Annotated in this window: 15 protein-coding genes; 6 read left to right on the plus strand and 9 right to left on the minus strand. The window is 68.0% G+C overall.

The genetic code is table 11. The features are described 5' to 3' along the window. The first annotated feature begins 70 nt into the window (after positions 1 to 70). Complete coding sequence (locus FHT98_RS09140) at positions 71 to 898, plus strand: transporter substrate-binding domain-containing protein (protein ID WP_248309184.1); 828 nt, start codon at positions 71 to 73, stop codon at positions 896 to 898. Between the two features lie 3 nt (positions 899 to 901). Here FHT98_RS09140 and FHT98_RS09145 read toward each other — a convergent pair whose 3' ends face one another. Continuing rightward, positions 902 to 2053 carry an amidohydrolase gene (locus FHT98_RS09145; protein WP_061971381.1) on the minus strand — a complete coding sequence of 384 codons (1152 nt, stop codon included), beginning with the start codon at positions 2051 to 2053 and terminating at the stop codon, positions 902 to 904. A gap of 215 nt (positions 2054 to 2268) precedes the next feature. On the opposite strand from FHT98_RS09145, the gene FHT98_RS09150 reads away from it, so the two are divergent. Both FHT98_RS09150 and FHT98_RS09155 read left to right on the plus strand, forming a co-directional pair. Then, positions 2269 to 3975, plus strand: coding sequence for a lysine--tRNA ligase (locus FHT98_RS09150; RefSeq protein WP_142113822.1), 1707 nt, complete (start codon positions 2269 to 2271; stop codon positions 3973 to 3975). 6 nt (positions 3976 to 3981) lie between these two features. Next, on the plus strand, positions 3982 to 4662 hold the full coding sequence (locus tag FHT98_RS09155; RefSeq protein ID WP_142113823.1) for a nitroreductase: 681 nt from the start codon (positions 3982 to 3984) through the stop codon (positions 4660 to 4662). A 6-nt stretch (positions 4663 to 4668) separates the two neighbouring features. Here FHT98_RS09155 and FHT98_RS09160 read toward each other — a convergent pair whose 3' ends face one another. Then, positions 4669 to 5724, minus strand: a complete 1056-nt coding sequence (locus tag FHT98_RS09160) for a DUF808 domain-containing protein (protein ID WP_142113824.1) — start codon at positions 5722 to 5724, stop codon at positions 4669 to 4671. Between the two features lie 76 nt (positions 5725 to 5800). Then, positions 5801 to 7873 (minus strand): 3-hydroxyacyl-CoA dehydrogenase NAD-binding domain-containing protein, encoded by a 2073-nt coding sequence (locus tag FHT98_RS09165; RefSeq protein ID WP_142113825.1) that lies wholly within the window; start codon positions 7871 to 7873, stop codon positions 5801 to 5803. A 186-nt stretch (positions 7874 to 8059) separates the two neighbouring features. Between FHT98_RS09165 and FHT98_RS09170 the strand changes: the two genes are divergently transcribed. Next, positions 8060 to 8806 carry an enoyl-CoA hydratase-related protein gene (locus FHT98_RS09170; protein ID WP_142113826.1) on the plus strand — a complete coding sequence of 249 codons (747 nt, stop codon included), beginning with the start codon at positions 8060 to 8062 and terminating at the stop codon, positions 8804 to 8806. 13 nt (positions 8807 to 8819) lie between these two features. On the opposite strand, the gene FHT98_RS09175 is transcribed toward FHT98_RS09170, so the two are convergent. The 4 genes from FHT98_RS09175 to FHT98_RS09190 all read right to left on the minus strand — a co-directional run bounded on the left by FHT98_RS09175 (position 8820) and on the right by FHT98_RS09190 (position 13472). After that, complete coding sequence (locus FHT98_RS09175; protein ID WP_142113827.1) at positions 8820 to 10325, minus strand: tripartite tricarboxylate transporter permease; 1506 nt, start codon at positions 10323 to 10325, stop codon at positions 8820 to 8822. A 13-nt stretch (positions 10326 to 10338) separates the two neighbouring features. Then, positions 10339 to 10830, minus strand: a complete 492-nt coding sequence (locus tag FHT98_RS09180) for a tripartite tricarboxylate transporter TctB family protein (RefSeq protein WP_061971371.1) — start codon at positions 10828 to 10830, stop codon at positions 10339 to 10341. Between the two features lie 83 nt (positions 10831 to 10913). After that, entirely contained in the window at positions 10914 to 11909 is a 996-nt protein-coding gene (locus FHT98_RS09185; protein WP_142113828.1) for a tripartite tricarboxylate transporter substrate binding protein, read from the minus strand. Positions 11910 to 12038: 129 nt separating this feature from the next. Beyond that, the gene (locus FHT98_RS09190; protein WP_142113829.1) at positions 12039 to 13472 is read right to left on the minus strand and encodes a serine protease family protein; all 1434 of its coding nucleotides are present in this window, start codon (positions 13470 to 13472) and stop codon (positions 12039 to 12041) included. 232 nt (positions 13473 to 13704) lie between these two features. Between FHT98_RS09190 and FHT98_RS09195 the strand changes: the two genes are divergently transcribed. Further along, entirely contained in the window at positions 13705 to 18963 is a 5259-nt protein-coding gene (locus FHT98_RS09195) for an alpha-2-macroglobulin family protein (protein WP_142113830.1), read from the plus strand. 97 nt (positions 18964 to 19060) lie between these two features. Beyond that, entirely contained in the window at positions 19061 to 21154 is a 2094-nt protein-coding gene (pbpC, locus tag FHT98_RS09200) for a penicillin-binding protein 1C (RefSeq protein ID WP_248309185.1), read from the plus strand. Positions 21155 to 21208: 54 nt separating this feature from the next. Here the strand turns inward: pbpC and FHT98_RS09205 are convergent, their stop codons facing one another. Together FHT98_RS09205 and FHT98_RS09210 are read right to left on the minus strand one after the other, a co-directional pair. After that, positions 21209 to 24295, minus strand: coding sequence for an efflux RND transporter permease subunit (locus tag FHT98_RS09205; protein WP_061971364.1), 3087 nt, complete (start codon positions 24293 to 24295; stop codon positions 21209 to 21211). Positions 24296 to 24420: 125 nt separating this feature from the next. Then, complete coding sequence (locus tag FHT98_RS09210; protein WP_170843473.1) at positions 24421 to 25500, minus strand: efflux RND transporter periplasmic adaptor subunit; 1080 nt, start codon at positions 25498 to 25500, stop codon at positions 24421 to 24423. Positions 25501 to 25736: the final 236 nt, after the last annotated feature.

The raw sequence follows: 25736 nt of genomic DNA on the forward strand, positions 1-25736 counted from the left end.
CAAGGCCGAGCATGACGGCCTCCCGCCCCCCCCCTTGATCCGCGCTCCTATCCAGCGCCAGATGCGCCCGATGCCTCGCGCGCTCACCCTTGCGATCTCGCTCCTCACCGTCGCCACGGCCCTGGCGCAGGAGCCGCCGCGCATCGCCATCCCCAATCTCTGGGACCCGCGCATCCGGCTCGACCGGCCCGAGCCCGGCCCGCCGCGCGTCGTGCGCTTCCTCGCCGATGACGACTATCCGCCCTTCCATTTCGCCGGGCCGGACGGGGCGCTGACCGGCTTCTCGGTCGAGCTCGCCCGTGCCGTCTGCGAGAAACTGGGCTGGACCTGCACGATCCAGCCGCGCCGCTTCGATACCCTCACGGACTCGCTCGCCGAGGGCCGGGGTGACGTACTCGCCGCCGCGATGAACCTGACGCCGGCCCTGCGCGAGCGCTTCGCTGCGAGCCACCTCTATTTCCGCGCGCCCGCCCGCTTCGTCACCACGCGCGGCAGCGCCCGGGCAGCACTTGACGGTGCGGCCCTGCAGGGGCGGCGCGTCGCGGTCGTCTCCGGCACGGCCCATCAGGCTTTTCTCGAGCGGCTGATGCCCTTCGTGCAGCGCCGTGAAAGCACCGACCTCAACGCCGCGGTGGCAGCGCTGCGCAGCGGCGAGGCGGAATATGTCTTCGGCGACGGCGTGGCCTTGTCGCTGGCGCTCGCCGGCAGCGGCGGCGAGTTCGCCTTCTCGGGCGGGCCCTATCTGGAAAGCCGCTATTTCGGCGAGGGTGTCGCCTTCCTGCTGCGCAAGGACGATCCCGCCCTGAAGCGCGCCATCGACTACGCGCTGCAGGGGCTCTGGGATGACGGGACCTATGCCCGCCTCTATCTGCGCTTCTTCCCGGTCAGTCCTTACTGACCGTCAGGGCGCGTTGCTGGCCAGTGCCTGCTTGGCAACCGCCGCAAGCCAGCCCGAGGTCGCCGGCAGGATCGCATCGTTGAAGTCGTAGCGGTCGTTATGCAAGGCACCGCCATTCACCGCCGGGCCATTGCCCATCCAGATATAGCAACCTGGGCGCTTCTCCAGGAAATAGGCGAAATCCTCGCCGGTCGTGCTGGCCTTCATGTCGCGCCGGACGATCAGCCCTGCGGCCTCTCCGGCAGCGGCGGCCATGTCCTCTTCCGGCGGCGTGTTGATCGTGGCGACGCCATAGGTGAACTCGACCTCGGCCGTCATCTCGAAGGTCGCGGCGATGTTCTGCGCGATGCCGTTGAGCCGCGCCAGCAGGCGGTCCCGCACGGCCGGCACGAAGGTGCGGAAGGTGCCCTCGATGAAGACATTGGTCGGGATCTGGTTGGAGGCGAGCCCGCCATGCACCTGGCCGATCGAGACCACCGCCGATTCCATCGGATCGACATTGCGCGAGACGATCGTCTGCAGCGCGACGATCAGATGGCCCATCGCCACGATCGGGTCATGGCTCTGCTCGGGCAGGGCAGCGTGTCCCGCCTTGCCGGTCAGCGTGATCTTGAAGCGCCCGGGCTCGGACATCACCGGCCCGCGATGCACCGCGACCGTACCGGCTTCGAGCCCCGGCCAGTTATGCAGCGCGAAGACGCGCTCCATCGGGAAGCGCTCCAGCACGCCGTCATCCAGCATCGCGAGCGCGCCGCCCGTCCCCTCTTCGGCCGGCTGGAAGACGAACTGCACCGTGCCGCTCCAGCCCTCGTCCGCCTTGAGCAGCGCCGCAGCGCCCAGGAGAGAGGTGGTGTGGCCGTCATGCCCGCAGGCATGCATCACATTGGGTGTCTTCGACTTGTAGGGGACATCGTTGACCTCCTGGATCGGCAATGCGTCCATGTCGGCACGCAGGCCCACCGTGCGCTCGGACGAGCCCTTCGTCAGCGTCGCCACCACGCCATAGCCGCCGACATTGGCGGTGAAGGGCACGCCGAGCTCGGTCAGCTTCTCCTGCACGAAGGCACTGGTCATCTTCTCGTGGCGCCCGAGCTCCGGATGGGCGTGGAGATGTCGTCGCCATGCGGTCAGCTTGTCGAGCAGGTCGCGGTCCAAGGCGGCATCCTTTCAAAGGCATCGTCGAACTGTAAAAAGGCGAGGCAGACCCTATACGCTCATGCAGAGCCGGCAAGGCGCTTTGCGCGAGGGCCGCACCCTCGTTTGCCGCATTTCGAGCCCCTTCTCGCATTGACGGCGGCCTTCGCAATCTGCGAAAGCCCTTCTTCGCATAAGCGATATCTCTTTTCCCTCAGGAGAGGACACCGCCCCTCATGCCCGCCTTCGACGCAGCCCTCGTTGACGCCGCCCAGCGTTCGGCCGCCTGGCCGTTCGAGGAGGCGCGCAAGCTCGTGGCCCGCATCGAGAAATCCGGGAAGAAATCGGTGATCTTCGAAACCGGCTACGGCCCCTCGGGCCTGCCGCATATCGGCACCTTCGGCGAGGTCGCGCGCACCTCGATGGTCCGCCACGCCTTCCAGGTGCTGACCGGCAACACGATTCCCACGCGCCTCATCGCCTTCTCCGACGACATGGACGGCCTGCGCAAGGTGCCGGACAACGTGCCGAACAAGGAGCTGCTCGCCGCCAATCTCGGCAAGCCGCTGACCGAGGTGCCGGACCCGTTCGGCACGCATGACTCGTTCGGCCGCCACAACAATGCGCGGCTCTGCGCCTTCCTCGACAGCTTCGGCTTCGACTACGAGTTCAAATCCTCGACCGACGCCTACCGTGCCGGCGAGTTCGACGCGACGCTGCTCAAGATGCTCGCCCGCTACGACGCGGTGATGAAGATCATGCTGCCGACGCTGCGCGAGGAGCGGGCCGCGACCTATTCGCCCTTCCTGCCGATCCATCCGAAGACGCGCATCGTCATGCAGGTGCCGATCGACGAGGTCGATGTCGAGGCCGGCACCATCGCCTGGACCGATCCGCAGACGAAGGAGCACTTCGTCTCCCCGGTCACCGGCGGTCATGTGAAGCTGCAATGGAAGCCCGACTGGGCAATGCGCTGGGTCGCGCTCGGCGTCGATTACGAGATGGCCGGCAAGGATTTGATCGACTCGGTCAAGGTCTCCTCGCAGATCGCCCGCGCGCTCGACGGCACCCCGCCGGAAGGCTTCAACTACGAGCTCTTCCTCGACGAGCAGGGCCAGAAGATCTCGAAGTCGAAGGGCAACGGCCTGACGATCGAGGACTGGCTGACCTATGGCCCGCCGGAGAGCCTGGCGCTCTACATGTTCCAGCGCCCGCGCGAGGCCAAGAAACTCCATTTCGACGTCATCCCGCGCGCCGTCGACGAATATCTCCAGTTCCTCGGCGGCTATGAGCGGCAGGACTGGAAGAACCGCTTGGGCAACCCGGCCTGGCACATCCATGCCGGCGAGCCCCCGTCGCCCGAGGTCATCGCTTCCGGCGAAGGGGACAACACGGTCCGGACGCAGGTCACTTTCGGCCTGCTGATGAACCTCGTCGCCGTCGCGAATTCCGAGGACAAGGCCGTGCTCTGGGGCTTCCTCCAGCGCTATGCGCCGGGCATGTCGGCCGAGACGCATCCGCGCCTCGATGCGCTGGTCGGTTACGCGATCGCCTACTTCCGCGACTTCGTGAAGCCGGCGAAGAGCTACCGCCCGGCCGACGAGGTCGAGCGCGACGCCTTCACCAAGCTCGACGCCGCCTTGGCCGCGCTGCCGGCCGATCCGACGCCCGAGATGGTGCAGGACACGGCGCTCGACGTCGCCCGCGCCATCCCGCGCTACCAGAACCTCACCGCCAAGAACGCGACGCCGGAACGGCCGGGCGTCTCCGGCGACTGGTGGAAAGCGATCTACCAGGTGATGTTCGGCGAGGATCAGGGCCCGCGCTTCGGCTCCTTCGCGGCGATCTACGGCCTGCCCAACACCCGCGCCCTGATCGCCAAGGCGCTGGCCGGCGATCTGGTGAAGGAGCACGCCGCCTTCCTGGCAGCGCGAAAGGGCTAGCGAGCGATGACCGGGATCGACGCCGTCGAACGCGCGATCCGCGCCCGCCGCGCGGTTCGCGCCTTCCTGCCCGACCCGGTCGAGCCCGCTCTCGTGCGCCGCCTGATCGATCTGGCGGCGCAGGCACCCTCCGGCACCAACATGCAGCCCTGGAAGCTCCGGGTGATCGGCCCGCAATCCCGGGCGCGTCTCGAAGCGGCACTGCTCGCCGCGCTCGATGCCGGCGGGCGCCCCGGCGTCGAGGAATACCGCTACTATCCCGCACAGTTCCGCGAACCCTATCTCGCCCGCCGCCGCAAGGTCGGCTGGGACCTCTACGGCCTGCTCGGCGTCGTGAAGGGCGATACCGAGGGCATGAAGCGGCAGACCGCGGCGAACCTGCGCTTCTTCGATGCACCAGTCGCACTGATGCTGACGATCGACCGCGATCTCGAGATCGGCTCCTGGCTCGATCTCGGCATGTTCATCCAGACCCTGCTGGTCGCCGCGCAGGGCCATGGCCTCGATTCCTGTCCGCAGGCGATCTTCGCGCAGTTCCACCCGATCGTCCGGCGCGAACTCGCCATTCCCGAGAACGAGGTCGTGGTCTGCGGCATCGCCATCGGCAAGGCCGATCCCGGTGCGCCGGCCAACCGCCTCGTGCCCGAGCGCGAGCCGGTCGAGAGCTTCACCACCTGGCTGGATTGAGCGGCGTCAGGCGCCGGGCTGCGGCGCCGCGTCCTTGCGGAACAGCCTGACGAGCGGCCCAACCAGCCAGTTCATGGCGGCGATGGCGAGGCCGCCGACGATCACACCGAACACGGCCGCGAGCGCAGCCCCGGCGAGCCATTCGCCGGCACCGGCCAGCGCTGCCGGCAGCGTGCGCCCAGCCGCGACCGCGAGATCGTGGACGCCATGCCCGAGTCCGGCGAGGCCATACTCTTCCAGCCCATGGATGATGATGCCGCCGCCGACCCAGAGCATCGCAGCGGTGCCGACCACGCCGAGCAGGTTCAGGAAATGCGGCATGGCAACGACGAGGCCGCGCCCCAGCGGCCGCGTCAGCCAGGACAGCACGCGATCGAGCCCGCCCGCCTCGCCCGGCCCCGGCCGGCGCAGGCCCAGCAGGCTCGTTGCCGGCCGCTGGTTGGCGGCGAGCGCCATGCCGACATCGTCGGCCTTCACGATCAGCGCGACGACGCCATAGACCGCAACCGTGATGCCGATGCCGACGATGGCGAGTACCGCGGCCTTCATCCAGAAGGATTGATCCGAGACACCGGCGAGCGTGATCGCCATAATCTCCGCGGAGAGGATGAAATCGGTCTTCACAGCGCCGGCGATCTTCTGCTGTTCGAGTGCCGCCGGATCGCCAGCCGCCCCGCCCGCCTTACCCTCGCCATGGGCGCCATGCGGCATGACCAGTTCCAGGAGCTTCTCGGCACCCTCGAAGCAGAGGAAGACGCCACCCGCCATCAGGAGCGGCGTGATCGCCCAGGGTGCGATCAGCGCCAGCACGAGCGCGCCCGGCAGCAGGATGAGAAGTTTATTGCGCAGCGAGCCCAGCGCGATCCGCCAGATGATCGGCAACTCGCGCGCCGCCGCGAAGCCGACGGCATAGCGCGGCGTCACCGCAGCATCGTCGATGACGACACCCGCGGCCTTGGCTCCGGCCTTGCCGGCCTGCGCCACGACATCGTCGACCGAGGACGCCGCAATCTTGGCGATGCCGGCAACGTCGTCCAGCAGCGCAAACAGCCCCGAAGCCAAGCAGCTCTCCTCGGAAGGTTATCGGATCAGGCGAGGATAGAGCGCTTTTCGCTCATCGCAATGACGGCGCGCCGCGTCACCCCTTCAGGCTGGCAAACCCCTTGCCCTCGGCCGCAAGCCGCCGGAGCAGCGGCGCCGGCTCCAGCGCCTTGTCGCCGATCTCCGCGGCTTGCGCCTCCAGCCGCTTGACGATGAGGTCGAGCCCGACACTGTCGGCCCAGAACATCGGCCCGCCGCGCCAGGCCGGCCAGTTATAGCCGTTAATCCAGACGATATCGATGTCGCCCGGCCGCGCCGCGATGCCTTCTTCCAAAATGCGCGCGCCCTCGTTCACCATCGGATCAAGCAGGCGGGCAAGGATTTCCTCCTGCGTGAAAGAACGCCGCGTCACGCCCTGCTCGGCCGAGATGCGGGCGATCAGCGCCTCGACCTCGGGGCAGCGCTGCCCAGCGCGCGCGCCCTGCGGATAGATGTAATAGCCGCGCCCGGTCTTCTGGCCGAACCAGCCGGCCTCGCAGATCGCATCCGCCACGGCGGCCTTCAGGCCGCGCGCCTTGCGCGAGCGCCAGCCGATATCGTTGCCGGCAAGATCGGCCATCGCGAAGGGGCCCATCTTGAAGCCGAAGCCGACCAGCGCCGCATCGACCTCATGCGGCAGGGCGCCGGCGATCAGCAGCCGCTCGGCCGCGCGGGTGCGCCGCTCCAGCATGCGGTTGCCGACAAAGCCGAAGCCGTTGCCGACCACGACCGGCACCTTGGCGAGCTTGCGCCCGAGCGCGACCGCCGTCGCGATCGCATCGTCGGCGGCGCCCTTCGGCCGGACGATCTCCAGCAGCTTCATGACATTGGCCGGGCTGAAGAAATGCATGCCGATCACGTCCTGCGGACGCTTCGTCGCCGCCGCGATGGTGGGCACGTCGAGATAGGAGGTGTTGCTGGCGAGGATGGCGCCGGGCTTGGCGACCTTGTCGAGCTCGCCGAAGATCTGCTGCTTGACGCCCATCTCCTCGAAGGCCGCCTCGACCACGATATCCGCCCCCGCCGCAGCCGCGAGCCCGACCGCCGGCTTGATCAAAGCCATGCGCCCGGCCTTCGCCTCCGGCGTCAGCGACCCCCGCGAAACCGAGATGTCGTAGATCGCGCCGATGCGGTTGAGGCCATTGTCGAGCGCGGCCTTGGCCGTCTCGATCAGGGTCACCGGGATGCCGGCATTGGCGAAGCACATCGCGATGCCACCGCCCATCGTGCCGGCACCGATCACCGCGGCGCTGGCGATCTCGCGCGGCTTCACCTCCGGCCCGATGCCCGGCACCTTCGCGACCTCGCGCTCGGCGAAGAAGACATGGCGCAGCGCCTTGGAGCGCTCGTCGACGACGAGCGACAGGAAGAGCTTGCGCTCGACGGCTGCGCCCTCCGCGAAAGGCAGCGCGAAGCTCGCGCGCACGGCCTCGACCAGTGCCGGCACGTTCGGCATGCCATCCGCCTTCTTCAAGGCCTCCCTGGCCAGGGCCTCGAAGGCCTCGCGATCCGCTTCCGTCAATTCGCCGGTTGCCGCGCTCGTCACCGGGCGCCGCCCCTCCGCCGCCAGCGCCTCGGCCAGCCGGATCGCAGCGGCAATAACATCGCTGGAGACAACTTCATCGAGCAGACCGTATTCGAGTGCCTTGCCGGCCGAGACCGGCTCGCCAGAGAGCATCATCGGGAAGGCCTTGGCCGCCCCGATCAGGCGCGGCAGACGCTGCGTGCCGCCGGCACCAGGGATGATCCCGAGCTTGATCTCGGGCAGGCCAAGCTTCGCGCCTGGCAGCGCGACGCGACCGTGGCACGCCAACGCGACTTCCAGCCCTCCTCCGAGCGCCACGCCCTGGATCGCGGCGACGACGGGCTTCGCCGAGCCCTCCATCGCGTCGAGCACGTCCGGCAGGCTGGGCGGAGCCGGCGGCTTACCGAACTCGCTGATATCGGCGCCGGCAATGAAAGCCTTGCCGGCGGAGGCAATCACGATCGCGGCGACAGCGGCATCGGCATTGGCCGCCTTGACGGCGTTCGCCAACCCTTCGCGCACGGCCGCACCCAGCGCATTGACCGGCGGATTGTCGATGGTGACGACCGCGACCCGGCCGCGAACCTCAAGCTGAACCTTCGTCATCGACGTCTCCGCACTTCCCGTCCCGCGCCCGACTCGCAAGCCAAGGCAGCGAAGGCGTCTGGGCGGGCAAGGGAGAATCCGGACCGCGCGATGTCAAGCGCCAGACGACGACGAAAGGCGCATCCAGCCTCGCTTGACCCCTGGCGAAAGCCCATGTCATCCGGGCAGGAGAAGAGGAGCGGACCGATGAGCGAAGTGCTGAGCGAAACCGTCGCGGCCGGCGTGCTGCAGGTCACGATGAACCGGCCGGACCGCAAGAACGCGCTCGACCGCGCGAGCTATGCCGGCTTGATCGCAGCGATCGCCGCCGCCGAAGCCGATGCCGCAATCCGTGCGGTCCTGCTGACAGGTGCCGGCGGCACCTTCACCAGCGGCAACGACATCAAGGATTTCGCCATGGCGGCGGCCGCCGGCGAAGGCCCGCGCGTCGCGATCGACTTCCTCGAGGCGATCTCGACGGCGAAGAAGCCGATCGTCGCGGCAGTCGAGGGCTTCGCCGTCGGCATCGGCACGACGCTGCTGCTGCATTGCGACCTCGCCTTTGCGGGGCGCTCGGCGACCTTCCGGCTACCTTTCGTGACGCTGGGCCTCTGCCCCGAAGGCGGGTCGAGCTACCTGTTGCCGCTGGTCGCGGGCTCGAAGAAAGCGGCCGAACTGCTGATGCTGGGCGAAGCCTTCAATGCCGAGACCGCGGCCGCGGCCGGCCTCGTCAATACCGTCACCGAGGACGGCACGGCGCTGGAGGCAGGCCTCGCCAAGGCCAAGGCGTTGGCGGCGCTGCCGCCGGAATCGCTGGCCCTGACCAAGATGCTGTTGAAGCGCGGTTCGGCCCAGGCCGTCGCCGAGACCATCGCCACCGAGGCCCGCCATTTCGGCGAGCGCCTGAAATCGCCGGAGGCCATGGCCGCCTTCATGGCCTTCCTGAAGAAGTGAGGCGTGGCGGCCCTCAGGCCGCCACCACCCGGCGCCGGCTCTTCAGCCAGTCGCGCGTCCAGGAGAAGACCGGCCAGAGCAGCGCGGCGAAGGTCATCGCTGCCAGCACCGAGGAGACCGGCCGGTCGAAGAAGGGCAGCACGGAGCCGTCCGACTTGATCAGCGAGGTCACGAAGTTCTGCTCCACCATCGTGCCCATGACGATGCCGAGCACCATCGCCGCGACGGGATAGCCGTTCTTCTCCATCACGAAGCCGAATATGCCGAAGAAGGCGACGCACCAGACCGCGAACAGATTGTTGCCCGCCGTCGCGAAGGCGCCGACCGCGCAGAAGATCATGATCACCGGCATCACCGCCGAACGCGGCGCCCCAACCACCTTGCTCGCCAGCCGGATCATGATGATGCCGAAGGGGATCATGATGATATTGCCGAGGATGAAGATGATGTAGAGCGCGTACATGCTCTCGGCCTGCGTGGTGAACAGCGATGGCCCGGGGTTCAGCCCCTTCATGTAGAGCACGCCGATGGCGATCGCGGTGATCGTGTCGCCGGGAATGCCGAAGAGCAGCGCCGGCACCCAGCCCGAGGCAAGCGAGGCGTTATTGGAGGCGCCGGCCTCGATCAGCCCTTCGGGATGGCCTGTGCCGAATTTCTCCGGGGTCTTCGAGAAGCGCTTGGCCATGGCATAGCTGACCCAGGCCGCCATGTCGGCGCCGGCACCAGGCAGCACGCCGATGATGATGCCGACGATGTTCCCGCGCGTCTGCTGCTTCGGATATTCCTTGGTGAGCTTCCATTGTCCTTTCAGGATCGAGCCGAGCTTGCGGTTCTCGATCTTCGGCGGGTCGCGCTCGGTCAGCGAACGCATCACCTCGGCCAGCGCGAAGACGCCGACCAGCGCCGGGATGACCTCGATGCCCCCCAGCAGATCGGTCGAGCCGAAGGTGAAGCGCGGCACGCCGCCGGGATTGTCGATGCCGATGCAGGTGATCAGCAGGCCGAGCAGCATCGCCGCGATCGCCTTGATCGGCGAGGAGCGGGCGACCAGCGTCGAACACATCAGGCCGAGCATGGCGAGCCAGAAGTTCTCGTAGGTCGAGAAGGACAAGGCCATCTCGGCCAGCAGCGGCGCGATCAGCATCAGCGAGAGCGTGCCGGCGATACCGCCCAGCGCCGAGAACCACAGGCAGATGCCGAGCGCCGTCTCCGCCTGGCCCTTGCGCGTCATCGCATAGGCCTCGTCGGTATAGGCGGCCGAGGCCGGGGTGCCAGGAATGCGCAGCAGGCAGCCCGGAATGTCGCCGGAGAAGATCGCCATCGCCGAGGCGGTGATGATGGTGGCGATCGCCGCGATCGGTGACAGATAGAAGGTGACGGGCACGAGCAGCGCCGTCGCCATCGTCGCCGAGAGGCCGGGCAGCGCGCCGACCGTCAGCCCGTAGAAGGCGGACGCAACGATCGCGATCATCACGTCGAATTGGAAGACCAGCCCGAAGGCCTTGATGACGGTGTCCATCGTCAGACCTCGCTCACCAGGGGAAGGGCAGGATGCCGCCGGGCAGCGGCACGCGCAGCAGCTTCAGGAAGATCAGGTTGATCATGAAGGGCGCGATGATCGCCAGCGGCACCGCGAGCTTCGGCCTGGCGCCGAAGGCGAGGCTGGCGAGGAGCACCATGATCATCGTCGTCGGCAGGAAGCCGAGCGTTTCCGAGACCAGCGCGTAGAAGGCGAGCAATGCGGGCGGCAGCAATGCCAGCCAGTTGCGCCAGGCCGGCACCGGCGCGAGTTCCTCCGGCGTCGCATGGCTCACGACATCGGCCTCGGCGACCTCCTCGAAATGGCGGCCGATCCCGAAGACGATCAGCCCGCCGCAGAGGGCGAGGCCGGCGCCGACCACCATCGGAAAGGCCGAGGGGCCGACCTGCTGGCCGGGAACGGGCGGCAGTTTCGAGCCGTAGAAGAACGCGACGGCCCCCAGCGCAGCGATGGCGGAGCCGGAAATACGGTCGGATAGTTGCAAGGGGCAACCTCCTCGAACGATCGAAAGTGATGAGACGAAAACGCCGGGAGCTTTTGCTCCCGGCGTTACGAGTTCCGTGCCGCTCAGCCCTTGGCGAGGCCTGCCGCCTTCATGGCGGAGGCCATGGAGGCGTCGCTTGCGGCCATGAACGAGGCAAATCCCGGCCCGTCCGCGAACTTCATGCCGAAGCCGCGGGCGTTCATGAAGTCCTTGTAATCCTTCGAATCGAAGGCCTTCTTCAGCGCCGCCGTGAGCTTCGCCGCGATCTCGGGCGGCAGGCCCTTCGGCGCGCCGATGCCGCGCCAGGCACCGATAGAGTAGTTGATGCCGAGCGTCTCGTTCAGCGTCGGCACGTCCTTGAACTGCGGGTTGCGTTCGCTTGCCATGATCGCCAGCGACTTCGCCTTGCCGGCGTCGATCATCGCGCGGGCTTCCGGCACCGAGCAGGTGACGATGTCGATGCCGCCGGCCGCCAGGTCCTGCATGCCGGGCGCAGCGCCGTTCGACGGCACCCAGGCGACATGATCCGGCTTCAGGCCCATGGCGACGAGCCAGCCGATCAGGGCGAGATGCCAGATACCACCCTGTCCGGTGCCCGACGCCTTGAGCTTGCCGGGAGGCGCCGCCTTGATCGCGTCTGCCAGACCCTTGATGTCCTTGTAGGGGCCGGAGGTCGAGACCTGCACGCCCGGCGGGTCCTCGTTCATCAGCCCGAGCGCGGTGTAGCTCGTTGATTTCAGCTCGGTCAGGCCCTGATGGTGCATCATGGCGATCTCGACCGTCAGCATGCCGATATTGTAGCCGTCGGGCGCCGCCGTCGCGATGGCCGAATGGCCGACCACGCCGGAACCGCCCGTGCGGTTGACGACGTTGACCGGCTGGCCGAGGTCCTTTTCCAGGAGCTGCGCGACGATGCGCGCGGTGGCGTCCGTGCCGCCGCCGGCGCCCCACGGGCAGACCATGGTGATCGGCCGCGAGGGATAATTCGCCTGCGCGATGGCCGGCGCTGCAATCAGGCTCGCCGCGCCGGCCGCGGCCGCGCCCTTGAGCACAGTTCGTCTGTCGATGAAATCGGTCATTCCCCAGTCTCCTCCGCTAAATCGATTTAGTGCCTGGGCGCTCCTCGTCCGCGACGGGGCTCCCTTGATCTGACGGGCGTCATCTGAGCCGATCGCGTGGCCAGTGACAACCTTTCATTTTGGCCGAGGCTACAGTCCGCAGGTGATGGGCTGGACCGCGCCGGAAACCCGCTCGACCACCGCCCCCGTGCTGAGTTCCGCACCGGCCGCCGCCGCTGGCAACGACACGCTGGCCTTGCCGAGCATCGCCTGGATCGCTGCCCCGTCGGCGAACCCGTAGCTGCGCTGCGGCGCGACGCCGGCGATCAGGATCTTGTCGGAGGGATTGTCGGTGACGATCCCGACCAGCCGCCCCTGCCGGTCGAAGGCCGGCGCGCCCGCCTGTCCGGGCTGGAGCGGCGCCTTGAGCATCGGCTTGCCACCGGCCTGCGCGCTCTGTCCGGGCAATGCGACGGCGGCGCGCTTGCCGGCATCGCTGCCGAAGGCGACCAGCACCAGCGCCTCGGAGGCACCCACCGCCTCGCTGCGCAGGCCCGGCGGCTTCGTCGCACCAGCGCCTTCCAGATCGAGCAGCACAAGCCCGCTGGCATCGTCCTTGATCCGCAGCTTCGCGTTGCGGGTGCCGATACGTAAGGTTCGGCAGCCATCGACCGCCGCCGCCGCGCTCAGCGCCATCCGCTCGTTGAGCGCGAGCGCGACGCCATAGCGCTCGTTGCTGCGGGTCGCCGGTGCGAACAACGACGACAATCCCGAGGACGGGTTGGCAGTCGTACCGGCGACGGCCGAGGGCTGGGCTGGAACCGCCCCGGTCGGGAAGGGCTCGAAGCTCGCGGCGATCGCGATGACCAGCTTGTCGACGGTCGGCGCCAGCGCCTTGTCATAGCCGATCGAGAAGCCGCGCAGGCCCTGTGGCCCGGCCGAGAGCCGGCGATAGAACCGCCCGCCGGAGGTCTCGCCGGTGACGACGAAGAAATCCGGCCGCAGCAGCTTGTAGGTGATCTTGCGCGGGCTGTTCGGATTGACCGCGATCGCCTTCTCGAACAGCGCCGCGAGATCCTCGCCCGGTGGCGAGGCGGAGGTGTCGAGCGTGACCTTCTCGTCGGTGCTCTGCCAGCGGCTGCCGCCCGAGGGCGTCACGTCCCGCTTCGGCAGCAGCTTCTGGGGTATGCCGATCTGCACGCCGGTCTTGTCGTCGGCGAGCACCTTGAAGCCGGCCGCATCGCGCGCCGTCTGCGCCGCCTTGGCGAGCGCCGCCCGCTCGGCCGGCGCCAGCAGCCCGTCGGCCGGGCCGCGCCGCCCCTTGAAGGCATTGATCGCGCGAAAGGTCAGCGGGCCATAGGAGCCGGAGACGGCACCGTTGAACTGGCCGGCCCAGATCAGGTCGTTCTGGATCGCCTTGCGCTCCGCTTCGGGCAGCGCCTCGAAGCCTGCCTGCGCCGCCGCCATTTGAGGCGACGGAGCGGGAGCCTGCGCATGGGCAAGCGGCGCCGACAGCAGCGCCAGCGCCAGAGCGGCGCTGCGGGCCAATGTGATTCGCGGGTGGAGGAAAGGGGCGGGCGGCATGGGTCTCGTCCTCAAGGGCGGGCGAAGCGGCTGCATTGAGCGTCAGAACGCGCCGCGCCGCAACCATGGCGAAGCGATTCCCGTAGCGGCAGCGCCCGCCTCCACACGACCTGCATTCGCATGACTTGAACGCGCGCGGCACGGTGGTAGCCTGCCGGCCCCGTCACACCGTCATCGGCCTGAAGCCATTTCCGGCGATCCTGGCCGGGCCGATCGACGAAGAGGACCGACGATGACCCTTTTTTCCCGTCTCGCGCTCGCCCTCTCGCTCACCTTGGCTGCGGTTCCCGCCTTCGCCCAGAAGGCCTATGTCCGCAACGACCTGCTGGCCGACGGGCAGCGCCTGGAAGAACGATTGAAGCGCGAGGTCGCGACCGGCAATCGCTCCGCCGCGGACGCTATCCGCGCCGGCGAGATCGCGCTCGGCCGCGGCGATGCCCGCGCCGCCCTGCCCCAGGCGAATGCCGCGATCGTTGCCGATTCCGCCAATGCCGCCGGCTGGCGCCTGATGGCGCGCGCCGCCAACGCCATCGAGCCGCGCGATTATCGCGAGCGCTGGGAACTGCGTGAGCGCGCCATCGCGTCCGCCTATCTCGCCTATCAGCGCTCGACCACCCGCAATGACGAGGCGGCTTCGCTCGGCGTGCTCGCCGGCACGTTCGAGAAGAACCAGTTGTGGCGCCCGGCGCTGACGGCCTATCGGCTCAGCCTCGACCTCGCCGCCAATGCCGCGCTGCAGAGTTCCTATGAGAGCCTGCGCGAAAAGCGCGGCTTCCGCCTGATTTCCAACAAGACCGATTCCGATGCCGCGAGCCCGCGCGCCTGTTTCGAATTCTCGGAAGCTTTGGCGCGCGGCCGCGTCGATTTCGCGCCCTATGTCGCGATTTCGGGCGGCAAGGGCGATTTCGCCGTCAGCGCCGAGGGCCGCCAGATCTGCGTCGACGGCCTCAGGCATGGCGAGCGCTATGCCGTCGTCATCCGCCAGGGCGTGCCCTCCGCCCTCCCCGACGAGACCCTGCTGAAATCGGCCGATTACGAGATCTATGTCCGCGACCGCACGCCCTCCGTGCGCTTCACCGGCAAGAATTACGTGCTGCCGCGCACCGGCCAGCAGGGCATTCCGGTCGTCTCGGTCAACTCAGGCAAGCTCGACCTCGAGGTCATGCGGATCGGCGACCGCAACCTGATCAATTCGGTCCATTCCGAGGACTTTCTCGGCCAGCTCGGCTCCTATTCCGCCAGGCAGATTTCCAGCGACAAGGGCCAGAGCGTCTGGACCGGCACGATGGATGTGAAGTCCGAGCTCAATCAGGACGTGATCACCGCCTTCCCGGTGACGGAAGCGGTCGGCAGCCTCAAGCCCGGCGTCTATGTGATGTTCGCCAAGCCCTCGGGCGGCCCCTCCCAGACGCAGTCCTCCGGCGATGACGGCGACTACGACGACGGCTCGACGCGGGCGACGCAGTGGTTCGTCGTCTCCGATCTCGGCCTGACCTCCTTCACCGGCCCCGACGGCGTGCATGTGCTCGCCCGCTCGCTGGCCGATGCCAAGCCGATCGCCAATGCGACCTTGAACCTGATCGCCCGCAACAACGAGGTGCTCGGCACAGCGAAGACCGACGGCAACGGCTATGCCCGCTTCGATGCTGGATTGGGCAAGGGCCAGGGCGGCAATGCGCCCGGCCTCGTCACCGCCTCGCTCGCCGAGGATTACGGTTTCCTCGATCTCAAGCAGACCGCCTTCGACCTCTCCGATCGCGGCGTGAAGGGCCGCGTCGCGCCCACCGGGCTCGACGCCTTCCTCTACACCGAACGCGGCGTCTATCGCTCCGGCGAGACGGTCTACCTGACCTCGCTGCTGCGTGACGCCAAGGGCGCCGCGGTCACCGGCCTGCCCCTGACCATCGTCGTCAAGCGCCCGGACGGCGTTGAATATCGCCGCCGCCAGGTCGAGGACCAGGGCGCGGGCGGGCGGGCCCACTCGATCCAGCTCGTCTCGGGCGCCGCGACCGGCACCTGGCGCGTCCTCGCCTATTCCGACCCGAAGGGCCAGGCGATCGGCGAGACCTCCTTCCTCGTCGAGGACTACGTGCCCGAACGGCTGGAGCTGACACTTGCACCGAAGACACCGCTGCTTCAGGCCGGCGAGCCGGCAGAGCTCGATGTCACCGCCCGCTATCTCTACGGCGCTCCGGGCTCCGAGCTCGACGTCACCGGCGCGATGACGATCCGCGCCGCCGAGGCCAGCGCCATTCCCGGCTTCAAGGACTATCAGGTCGGCCTCACCGACGAGGAATTCGAGCCGGTCCAGAGCGAGTTCGAGGAGAGCGCCACGACCGACGCTGCCGGCAAGGCGGTGATCTCCAACCCGGTCCAGCAGCCCGACACCAACCGCCCGCTCGAGGTCGAGATGACCGTGCGCGTCGGCGAGCCCGGCGGGCGCGCCATCGCCCGCTCGCTCACCCTGCCGATCGTGCCCAAGGGCGCGGCCATCGGCGTGAAGAAGCTGTTCAAGGACGGCGATCTCGGCAGCGGCCAGACCGCGACCTTCGAAGTCATCATGGCGACCGGCGACGGCAAGCGCCTCGCCCGGCCCGGCGTGAAATGGGTACTGTCCAAGGTGCGCCGCAACTATCAGTGGTTCTTCCAGGACGGCCGCTGGAACTACGAGGGCGTGAAGACCACCCGCCGCGTCGCCGATGGCGAGATCGCGGTGGCGGAAGTCACTGGGGCCAAGATCGCCGCGCCCGTCGAATGGGGCAATTACAGGCTCGACGTGACCTCGGACGGCGTTGAGGCGGCCGAGACCTCGGTCTCCTTCAGCGTCGGCTACGAGAGCGACAAGACCGCCGATACGCCGGATGTGCTCGATGTCGCCTTGGACAAGGCATCTTACGCCGATGGCGAGAGCCTGCAGGTCCGCCTCTCGCCGCGCTTCGCCGGCAAGGCGACGCTCGCCGTCGTCACCGACAAGGTCGCGGATATCCGCACCATCGACATCACCGAGGGCGGCACCTCGGCCAGCATTCCGGTGAAGGCCGAATGGGGCGCCAGCGCCTACCTCGTCGTGCTCGCCCATCGCCCGATGGACGCCACCGCCAAGCGCCTGCCCGGCCGCGCCATTGGCCTGTCCTGGTTCCAGATCGGCAAGGAGACGCGCACGCTTGCGCTCGATCTCGGCGCGCCGAAGCTGGTGCGTCCGCTCACGACGCTGTCGCTGCCGGTCAAGGTCACCGGCATGCAGGCCGGCGAGGAGGCCTATGTCACGCTCGCCGCCGTCGATATCGGCATCCTCAACCTCACCCGCTACGAGAGCCCGGACCCGAGCCGGTTCTTCTTCGGCCAGCGCCAGCTCGGGCACGAATTGCGCGACCTCTACGGGCTGCTGATCGACGGCATGCAGGGCACCCGCGGCGCGATCCGCACCGGCGGCGACGCCGCGCCCCAGATGGACGGCGAGAAGCCGACGCAGGAGCCGCTCGCCCGCTATTCCGGCGTGGTCAAGGTCGGGCCAGACGGCACGGCGAAGATCGATTTCGACATGCCGGCTTTCAACGGCTCGGTGCGCGTCATGGGTGTCGCCTGGTCGGCCGGGCGCACCGGCCAGGCCAGCGCCGACGTGATCGTGCGCGACCAGATCGTCGCCCAGGCGACGCTGCCGCGCTTCCTCGCCATCGGCGACCAGTCGCGCTTCCACCTTCAGGTCGACAATGTCGAGGGGCCGGCCGGCGCCTATACCGTCGATCTCGACGTCAAGGGCCCCGTGCTGGTCGCCGCCGACGCCACCCGCCGCACGATGCAGCTCGGCGCCGGTGCCAAGACGCAGATGACGATCCCCGTCACCGCTGCCGGCCTCGGCCGCGCCGAGTTCGATGTCCGCGTCTCCGGCCCGAACGGGCTCAGTACGGTGCAGAACCTCGCCGTGCGCGTGCAGCCCTCGGCCGCGACGATCGCGCGCCGCATCGTCCGCGCCATTCCCGGCAATGGCGGGGCGATCACCGTCTCCTCCGACCTGCTGGCCGATCTCGTGCCGAATTCCGGGCAGGTCTCTGTGACGGTCTCGCCCTTCGGCTCGCTCGATGTGCCTGCCCTGCTCAAGGCGCTCGATCGTTACCCCTATGGCTGCACCGAGCAGACTGTCTCGCGCGCCTTGCCGCTGCTGGCGGTCAACCAGCTCGCTTCGATGGAACAGCTCGCTTTGGACGACAAGGCCGACGAGCGCGTCGTCAACGCGATCGAGCGCGTGCTGGCCCGGCAGGGCGGCAACGGCTCCTTCGGCCTCTGGGGCGTCGGCGGCGAGGATCTCTGGCTCGACGCCTTCGTCGCGGACTTCCTGACGCGGGCCCGCGAGAAGCAGTTCGCGGTGCCGCAGATCGCCTTCAACCTCGCGCTCGACCGCCTGCGCAACCAGGTCGTCAACACCGGCGAGATCAACAAGGAGGAGGCGGCCGGCATCGCCTATGCGCTCTATGTGCTCGCCCGCAACGGCCGGCCGGTGATGGGCGACCTGCGCTACCTCGCCGACAACAAGCTCGGCGATTTCGCGACGCCGCTCGCCCGCGCCCAGATCGGCGCCGCGCTCTCGGCGCTGGGCGATCGCGGCCGCGGCCGTGCCGCCTTCGGCAGTGCGCTCGGCCTGCTCCAACAGGCGAGCGATGACGGCCTCTCGCGGCCGGATTACGGCTCGCGCCTGCGTGATGGCGCCGGCGTGCTCGCCCTGATCGCGGAGGCCAATGGCGAACGCGCCGACATCAGCCGCGCCGTCTCGATCCTCGACGCCACCCGCAACAACGCCCGCTACAGCTACACCTCGACGCAGGAGCAGATGTGGATGGTGCTGGCGGCGCAGGCCATGGCCAAGGATGCCGAGGGCATGACGCTGACCGTCGACGGCACGGCGCGCAAAGGAGCGCTCTACCGCACGCTCTCGGCCGAGGCGCTGGAGGCAAAGTCGCTGACCATCGCCAATCCCGGCGCCGGCAATGCCCAGGCGGTCATCACCGTAGCGGGCATCCCGACCGCACCGGAGCCGGCCCTGAACCAGGGCTTCGGCCTGGAGCGCGTGATCTACACGATGAAGGGCGAGAAGGCCGATCCGGCGCGCCTGCGCCAGAACGAGCGCTATGTCGTGGCGCTGACGGTGACGGAGGCCACACCGCGCTATGGCCGGCTGCTGCTGGTCGACCCGGTCCCGGCCGGGCTTGAGATCGAGAACGCCAACCTGACGGAGGGCGCCTCGGTCGCAGGCCTCGATTGGTTGAAGCAGGAGGTTTCGCCGGTTCATACCGAGTCGCGCGACGACCGCTATGTCGCTGCCTTCGAGCGCTCGGGCTCGAAGAACGACAAGCTCTCCTACACCGTCGCCTATATCGCCCGGGCGGTCTCGCCCGGGCGCTACGTCTCGCCTGCCGCCGTGATCGAGGACATGTACCGGCCCGACCGCTTCGGCCGCACCGGCTTCGGCGCGGTGGAGATCACTTCGGCACGGTAAGATGGGCGAAAACGGGCAAACAGGGCCGTCATTCTCGGGCGAAGCGCAGCGCAGACCCGAGAATCTCGATCAGGAGATGCTCGGGTCAAGCCCGAGCATGACGGCGCGCCCTGGCCGTTTTCGCAAGCTGAAGATCGCGGCCGGAGTTCTGGCGATCTCGGCCATCGCCGCAACCGCAGCTCTCATCCTCAACGCCCGCTCCCTCCCCCCGCTCGATCTTTCCGCCGCGGCCGATCGCTCGACCGTGGTGCTCGATCGCGAGGGCAGGCTGCTGCGTCCCTTCCTTACCGCCGACGGCCGCTGGAAACTCCCCGTCACCGGCGACGATGTCGATCCGCGCTATCTCGCCATGCTCAAGGCCTTCGAGGACAAGCGCTTCGACGATCATCGCGGCATCGACCCGTTGAGCATGCTCCGCGCCGCCGGCCAGATGCTGATGAACGGCCGCGTCGTCTCCGGCGGCTCGACGCTGACCATGCAGGTCGCCCGCCTGCTTGAGCCGCGCAAGGAGCGCACGCTCGCCGCCAAGCTCCGGCAGGCCGTGCGCGCGATCGAACTGGAACGGCGCTTCGACAAGGCCCGCATTCTCGATCTCTACCTGACGCTCGCCCCCTTCGGCGGCAATCTCGAAGGCGTGCGCGCCGCGAGCTTCGCCTATTTCGGCAAGGAGCCGAAGCGGCTCTCAACCGCCGAGGCCGCCCTGCTCGTCGCCCTCCCCCAATCCCCCGAGACGCGCCGGCCGGACCGCTTCGTCGAGGCCGCCCGCAAGGCGCGCGAACGCGTGCTGGAACGGGTCGAGCAGGCGGGCCTGGCCACATCAGACGAGGTCGCCGCCGCCCGCAACGAGCCGATCCCGACCGCACGGCGCCCCTTCCCGAACCTGAGCCCCCATGTCGCCGAGCAGGCGGTGGCGGAAGCGCCGGCTGAGCGCGTCCAGAAGCTCTCGCTCGATGCGCGCTTGCAGACCGCGCTCGAAGGGCTCGCCCGCGAGCGCAGCCTGGGCCTCAATCCCCAGGTGTCGATTGCGATCCTCGCCGTCGACAACGAGACCGGCGAGATCCGCGCCTCGGTCGGCGGCGTCGATTATTTCGCGGCGGAGCGCGCCGGCTCGCTCGACCTGACGCGGGCGCTGCGCTCGCCCGGTTCGGCGCTGAAGCCCTTTATCTATGCGCTCGCCTTCGACAGCGGCATCGCTCATCCCGAGACGATGCTGGAGGACCGGCCGGCCCGCTACGGCATCTATATCCCCGAGAATTTCGACATGACCTTCCAGGGCATGGTCAGCGCCCGCAAGGCCCTGCAGTTCTCGCTCAACGTGCCTGCGGTCGAGCTGCTCTCGGCAGTCGGCCCCCAGCGCTTCCTGTCGCGCCTCCGCGATGCCGGCATCAGTATCGCCATGCCCAGGGATAGCGCCGCGCCCGGCCTTGCGGTCGGCCTCGGTGGCGTCGGCATAACGCTTCAGGATCTGACCCGCGCCTATGTCGGGCTGGCCCGCGGCGGCGAGATGCTGCCGCTGCGGTTCCGGCAGGAGGCGACGCCGTCAGGCCCGGCCCCGCGCCTCGTCGAACCCGTCGCCGCCTGGTATGTCGCCGATACCTTGCTAGGGGCGCCGCCGCCGCTCAATGCCGTGCCCGGCCGCATCGCCTACAAGACCGGCACCTCCTATGGCTATCGCGACGCCTGGGCCGTCGGCTTCGACCGCAAGCATACGATCGGCGTCTGGGTCGGCCGTGCCGATAACGGCGCCGTGCCCGGCCTCGTCGGGCGGGCAGTGGCGGCACCGATCCTGTTCGACGCCTTCGCCCGGCTCGGCATCGACCCGCGCCCCTTCCCGCAGCCGGCTGACGCGATCGTCGCCAGCACGAGCCATCTGCCGCCGCCGCTCCGGCACCTCCGGCAGGACGTGCCCAAGACCGTGACCGCGATGATGACGCCAACGCTGAAGCTCGCCTTCCCGCCGGACGGCGCCCGCATCGATCTCTCCGCCGCCGCGCTCGACGGCAATGGCCGGCTCAACCTCAAGGCCGCCGGCGGCTCGCCGCCCTATACCTGGCTGGTCGACGGCACGCCGGTGACCGAGCCGCAGCGCCGCCGCGAGACGCAATGGCAGCCGCCGGGCAAGGGCTTCATGCGGATTTCGGTGATCGATGCGACCGGAGCGAGCGAGAGCGTCTCGGTGAGGCTGCAGTAGCACTTCCCGCGGCGTCATCCCGCACGGCTCGCGCGGGATGACAGCGGGTAATCCTTACTCCGCCGGCGCCGGATGCGCTCCATGCCCCTCCTCATGCGGGGCGTGGCGCGAGCCATGCACCTTGCGGGCGAGGTAGCTATAGGCGACCGGCACCACGAAGAGCGTCAGCAACGTGCCGAAGGTCATGCCGCCGACGATGACCCAGCCGATCTGCGAGCGGCTTTCCGCACCGGCGCCATGGGCGATGGCAAGCGGCACGGCGCCGAGCACCATCGCGCCCGTGGTCATCAGGATCGGCCGCAGGCGCAGTTCCGCCGCCTCGACGAGGGCGTCGATCATCTCCTTGCCCTCTTCCCGGAGCTGATTGGTGAATTCCAGGATCAGGATGCCGTGCTTGGTGATCAGGCCGACCAGCGTGATCAGGCCGATCTGGCTGTACACGTTCATCGTCCCGCCGGTGTAGTAGAGCGCCGCAAGCGCGCCGGTGAGCGAGAGCGGCACCGAGACCATGATCACGATCGGGTCGACAAAGCTCTCGAACTGCGCCGCCAGCACCAGATAGATGAAGCCCAGCGCCAGCAGGAAGACGATGAAGATGCTGGCGCCCGACTGCTTGAATTCACGGCTCTGGCCGGAATAATCGACCTGCACCGAGGACGGCAGAACGCGCGCCGCGCCGTCCTCCAGCACCTTGAGCGCATCGCCGAGCGAATATCCCGGTGCCGGGATCGCGGTGACCGTCGCCGAGCGCAGCTGGTTGAAACGGACGAGTTCCTTCGGCGCGACGTTCTCCTCGATCTTGACCAGGCTCGACAGCTGCACCACTGCGCCGCCGCGGCCCAGCAGGTAGATCGACTGCAACGCCTGCGGCGTGTTGCGCTCGGCGCCCTCGACCTGCAGCACGACATCGTACTGCTTGCTGTTCATGTTGAAGCGCGTCACCTGCCGGCCGCCCAGCAGCGTCTCCATGGTGCGCCCGATGATGTCGACACCGACACCGAGATCGGCGGCGCGCTGCCGGTCGATCGTGACCTTGATCTGCGGCTTGTCGAGGATGAGGTTGGTATCGAGATTGGTCAGAACCGGCGAATCGCCGACCTCGGCCATCAGCTGGTCGACATAGGACTTGATCTGCGTATAGGGCTCCGACGAGCGCAGCACGAACTCGACCGGCTTGCTGTTGGCGTTGCCCTGCCCGAGCGAGGCCGGATTGGTGGCGAACAGGCGGATGCCCGGGATCTGCGACAGCCCCTTGTTGATCTCGGCGACGAGGTCCTGCTGCTTGCGCTCGCGCTGCTCCCAGGGCTTGAGGCGGGCGAAGCCGATCGCGCGCGTCACGTCGGGGAAGCCGACGATGACGAGATAGGTTTCGACCTCCTGGATGTTCTTGAAGTAATCCTCGACCTGCCGGGCGTAATCTGCGGTGAAGGACAGCGTCGCGCCCTCCGGCGCCACGCCGACGGCGGTGATCGTGCCGCGATCCTCGACCGGCGCCAGTTCAGAGCGCAGATGCGTGAAGAAGAAATAGCCGCCGCCGGCGACGCCGACCGCCAGCAGCACGACGAGCGGGCGCACCGACAGGGCCGCACGCAGCGAGGCCTTGTAGCCGCGCGACAGCCCCTCGAAGCCGCGTTCCAGCAGGTTGTAGAGCCAGTTGTGGTTCTCGTGGTGGCGCAGCAGCTTGGCGCACATCATCGGCGTCAGCGTCAGCGCGACGAAGCCGGAGACCAGCACCGCGCCAGCCAGCGTCAGCGCGAACTCGATGAAGAGCTTGCCGGTGCGCCCTGTCGAGAAGGCCATCGGCGCATAGACCGCGACCAGCGTCAGCGTCATCGCCACCACGGCGAAGGCGATCTCGTTGATGCCGCGGATCGCCGCCGGGGTCGGCTTCATGCCGTCCTCGATATGGCGGTGCACATTCTCCAGCACCACGATGGCGTCGTCGACGACGAGGCCGATGGCAAGCACCATCGAGAGCAGCGTCAGCGTGTTCACGGTGAAGCCGAGCGCATACATCAGCGCGAAGGAACCGATCAGCGAGACCGGGATCGTCACCAGCGGGATCAGGGTCGCGCGGACCGAGCGCAGGAAGATGAAGATGATCAGAACCACCAGCACGATCGCCTCGACGATCGTCTGGTAGACCGCCTTGATCGAGCGGTCGATGAAGACCGAGGTGTCGTAGGACTTGCCGATCGACATGCCCTGCGGCAGGTCCTCGATGATGCCCGGCAGCGCCTCCTCGATGCCGGCCGAGACGTCGAGCGGGTTGGCCGTCGCCTGCTTGACGATACCAATCGTCACCGACGGCGTGCCCTTGAACCAGGCGGCGTTGCGCTCCTCGCGCGCGCCCAGCTCGACCTTGGCGACATCCTTCAGCTTGACGGAGAAACCATTGGCATCCTTGACCACGATCTCGCGGAATTCCGCCGGCGTGGTCATGCTGGTCTGCGAGAGCACCGTGAATTCGCGGTCGCTGCTCTCGATCCGCCCCGAGGGAATCTCGATGTTCTGCGCCCGGACGGCCGCCTCGATCTGCTGGACGGAGATGTCGTAGGCCGACATGCGGGCGCGGTCGAGCCAGATGCGCATCGCATATTGGCGCTGGCCGAGAATGCGCACCTCCGCCACGCCGGTCACGTTCTGGACGCGGTCCGAGATGAAACGGTCGGCGAAATCGGTGAGTTCGAGCGGCCCGTGCCGCGAGCTGGTCAGCGAGAGATAAAGGATCGGCTGCGCATCGGCCTCGACCTTGGCGATGACAGGCTCGTCGATCTCGTCCGGGATGCGGCTGCGCACGCGGCTGACGCGGTCGCGCACGTCGGACGCCGCGACGTCGGGATCGACATCCGGCCGGAAGCGCACCTGGATGAAGCTGCGCTCCTGGCGGCTGGTCGAGGAGATGATCTCGATGCCTTCGATGCCCGCGATCGAATTCTCCAGGATCTGCGTGACCTGGGTCTCGATGATCTCGGCCGAGGCGCCACGATAATCGGTGCGAACCGAGACGACAGGCTCGTCGATATTCGGGTATTCGCGGATCGTCAGCCGGCCGTAGGACACGATGCCGATCAGGATCACCAACAGGCTCAGCACCGTCGAGAGAACGGGCCGGCGGACGAAGAGTTCGAAGAGGCTCATGCGTCGGTCCTAGAGCATTTCCGGGTGAGGCGGAGGCCAGTTTGCGTGAAGAAACGAAGGTCCGCGTCAACGAATATGCGACAAAACAAAGAGATGGAGCATTTCGCGGGAAGCGCGGAAATGCTCTAGAGCTGGCTCGTCTGGACAACCTTGTCCTTGATCGCGATGGCGGCACCGTCGCGCAGCCGCATCTGGCCGGCGGTGATGATCTGCATGCCGGGCGTCAGCCCGTTGACGATCTCCACCTTGCCCGGCAGGCGCTTGCCCAATTCGACGGCGACGCGCTTCGCCTTGCCCTTGTCGACGACGTAGACGATCTTGCCGACGGCATCCGGCACGACCGCCATCTCCGGCACGACGATCGCGTTCTGGCGCTGGTCGACGGTGATGGCGAGGCGGGCGAAGAGGCCAGGCTTCAGCGCGAGGTCCGCATTCGGGATGTTGGCGCGCAGGCGGATCGCCCGGCCGTTGACGTCGACCACCGGGTCGATCGCGTAGATCTGCCCCTGGAATTTCCGGTCCGGAACCGCATCGACGCCCATCTGCACGGGCAGGCCCACCTTCAGGCGGCTGAGATAGATCTCGGGCACGCGGAAATCGATCTTGATCGGGTCGATGCTGGTCAGCGTGATCAAGGGCTTGCCGACAGAGACGTAATCGCCGACCCCGACCGAGCGCAGGCCGACGACGCCGCTGAACGGCGCCACGATGGTCGACTGCGCCAGCTTGGCCTTGGCGAGCTGGATGCGTGCCTCGCTCGAGGCGAGCTTCGCGCCGGCTTCGTCGAGCGCGACCTGCGTGCCCGAGCCGCGCTGCACCAGCGCCCGCAGCCGCTCATGGGTATCCCGAGCGAGGCTCAGATCGGCTTGCGCCTGCTTGAGTTCGGCATCGAGGATCGCGGTGTCGAGCTTGACGAGGTCCTGGCCTGCCTTGACGCGCTCCCCTTCCTTGAAGCCGAGCGCGATGACGCGGCCGGCGATCTCGGGCGCGATCACCACGGATTCGTCGGCGGCAAGCGTACCGAGCGCCTCGACCTCCTCGCTGACGGTCATGACCTCGATATTGGCCACTTCGACCGGCACGGCACGCGGCCCCGAGACCGCACTGGCCTGGGCCTGCTGCGTGCCGGCGCGCTGGTTGCGGTAAGCATAGTATCCACCGCCCGCAACGGCAGCGACGAGAACAAGAAGGACGAACCGCTTCATCAGGCTGGAGGCTCCGTTGCCGCCCATTGGTCTTAAATGGAACGAAAGGCGTTGCTAAGATGCCGGCGCGCCACAGCGGCGCAAAAACATAGGCTTTTGCGCCGATGCCGCATCGATCCGGCCTCGCAGCATCAATGCAAGATGCTTGCCGATAAGAGGCCCACCGTCACGGGCATCTCCGCCGCACACAGACATCCGCTTCTATCCTGCCGGTAAGCCGGGAATCGTCCAAGCGC

The organism is Allobosea sp. AK1 (genome assembly GCF_006714945.1).
GTDB classification, from domain to species: Bacteria; Pseudomonadota; Alphaproteobacteria; order Rhizobiales; family Beijerinckiaceae; genus Allobosea; species Allobosea robiniae.

What these genes read in the sequence shown, in the direction of transcription:
- FHT98_RS09140 (WP_248309184.1), top strand. Translation starts at nt 71, where the DNA reads ATGCCTCGCGCGCTCACCCTTGCGATCTCGCTCCTCACCGTCGCCACG.
- FHT98_RS09150 (WP_142113822.1), top strand. Translation starts at nt 2,269, where the DNA reads ATGCCCGCCTTCGACGCAGCCCTCGTTGACGCCGCCCAGCGTTCGGCC.
- FHT98_RS09155 (WP_142113823.1), top strand. Translation starts at nt 3,982, where the DNA reads ATGACCGGGATCGACGCCGTCGAACGCGCGATCCGCGCCCGCCGCGCG.
- FHT98_RS09165 (WP_142113825.1), bottom strand. Translation starts at nt 7,873, where the DNA reads ATGACGAAGGTTCAGCTTGAGGTTCGCGGCCGGGTCGCGGTCGTCACC.
- FHT98_RS09170 (WP_142113826.1), top strand. Translation starts at nt 8,060, where the DNA reads ATGAGCGAAGTGCTGAGCGAAACCGTCGCGGCCGGCGTGCTGCAGGTC.
- FHT98_RS09175 (WP_142113827.1), bottom strand. Translation starts at nt 10,325, where the DNA reads ATGGACACCGTCATCAAGGCCTTCGGGCTGGTCTTCCAATTCGACGTG.
- FHT98_RS09185 (WP_142113828.1), bottom strand. Translation starts at nt 11,909, where the DNA reads ATGACCGATTTCATCGACAGACGAACTGTGCTCAAGGGCGCGGCCGCG.
- FHT98_RS09190 (WP_142113829.1), bottom strand. Translation starts at nt 13,472, where the DNA reads ATGCCGCCCGCCCCTTTCCTCCACCCGCGAATCACATTGGCCCGCAGC.
- FHT98_RS09195 (WP_142113830.1), top strand. Translation starts at nt 13,705, where the DNA reads ATGACCCTTTTTTCCCGTCTCGCGCTCGCCCTCTCGCTCACCTTGGCT.
- pbpC (WP_248309185.1), top strand. Translation starts at nt 19,061, where the DNA reads ATGACGGCGCGCCCTGGCCGTTTTCGCAAGCTGAAGATCGCGGCCGGA.
- FHT98_RS09205 (WP_061971364.1), bottom strand. Translation starts at nt 24,295, where the DNA reads ATGAGCCTCTTCGAACTCTTCGTCCGCCGGCCCGTTCTCTCGACGGTG.
- FHT98_RS09210 (WP_170843473.1), bottom strand. Translation starts at nt 25,500, where the DNA reads ATGAAGCGGTTCGTCCTTCTTGTTCTCGTCGCTGCCGTTGCGGGCGGT.